Genomic DNA, 1571 nt, shown 5'->3' on the forward strand with positions numbered 1-1571 from the left:
TCTTTCTAAAAAAGGAATATTGAGCAGTTTAAAACCTGCTTTAAGCACATTTAACACACAGCGTGCAAGGAGAAGCCTTGCTTTTGCTGTTTCTTTATCCTCATTGGTTATTATCGGGTTGTCGTGATAATAACGGCTGAACAGTTTTCCCACATCATAGAGATAGCTTACAATAAGAGAAGGGTTGTAATCCCTTGCTGCAGAAGCAAGTATCTCAGGAAACTCTCCCATGAGGCTCATAAGTTCCCACTCTGATGCCTGATTAAGACGGCTAGTATCAACTTCTTCTGGCGACACTACAAGCTCAGGAGCTTTTCTGAGCATGCTGCTTATCCTTGCTCCCATGTACTGAAGATAAGGACCTGTGTTCCCTGTAAGAGATATGGATTCTCGTGGATCAAAAATCATATCCTTGTTGGGGCTGACCTGGAGAAGAAAGTAATGCAGAGCCCCCAACGCTATAGCTTCTGCTGCCTTATCCGCATCATCTCCCTGTTCTAGCTTGCCTTTTTCCTCTATTTCTGCCTTTGCCATTTCTACAAGCTGGTCAAGAAGATTATCTGCATCCACAACTGTGCCCTCTCTGGATTTCATCTTACCTTCCGGAAGATTTACCATTCCGTAAGAAAGATGATAAAGATTTTCTGCCCAGTCATAGCCAAGTTTTTTAAGGACATAGAAAAGCACTTTAAAGTGATAGTTTTGCTCTGAGGCCACTACATAGATAAGTCTCTCAAACGGCCAGTCCTCATGTCTAGAAACCGCTGTTCCTAGATCCTGTGTAAGATAGAGAGAAGTGCCGTCTTTTCTGAGCAAAACCTTTTTATCAAGCCCTATCTCAGACAAATCTACCCATACAGAACCGTCATTTTCCTTATAGAAAACACCGTTATCCAGACCTTTTAAAACGAGGTCCTTACCCAGAAGATAAGTCTGGCTCTCATAATAAACCCTGTCAAAGGATATACCAGTTCTCTTGTAAGTTTTGTTGATGCCGTCGATTGCCCACTCATTCATCCTCTTCCAAAGAGACATAACTTCCTGGTCGCCGTTCTCCCACCTTCTTAGCATTTCCCTTGCTTTTTCTTCTGCACTATCATCGGAGGACGCCCACTGGTTAAACTTGACATAGTAGTCACCCACAAAATGGTCTGATTTTTTGCCGGCAGACTCTGGCGTCTCCCCATTGCCCAGCTCTTTATAAGCCAGCATGGACTTACATATATGTATCCCTCTATCATTAATCAGGTTGACTTTGCAGACATCAGCCCCCAAAAAAGAAAAAAGTCTGGAAATACTTTCTCCCAGAATATTATTGCGCATATGTCCCAGATGGAGAGGCTTATTGGTATTGGGACAAGAAAACTCTATCATTATTTTCTGAGAAGAAAACAAATCCTGCTTTCCATAGTTCTCACCGGCATTTATAACATCGGCTGCAATCTCAGCAGAAATATTTTTCTTATCAAGAAAAATATTTAAATATCCACCCGCAGTCTTTATAATCGCATCGGGATATTTCTCCAGCAGAAAATCAGCAAGCTCAGAAGCAATATTCTGAGGAGAAGTTT

Annotated in this window: 1 protein-coding gene; it reads right to left on the reverse strand. The window is 41.9% G+C overall.

Annotation, left to right across the window (positions count from 1 at the left end):
- Positions 1-1571: arginine--tRNA ligase (gene argS / locus WKV44_10590; GenBank protein ID MEM5948983.1), on the reverse strand; the 1571-nt coding region annotated here is incomplete at both ends.

It is taken from the genome of Spirochaetia bacterium 38H-sp, from assembly GCA_039023545.1.
GTDB classification, from domain to species: Bacteria; Spirochaetota; Spirochaetia; order Winmispirales; family Winmispiraceae; genus Rarispira; species Rarispira pelagica.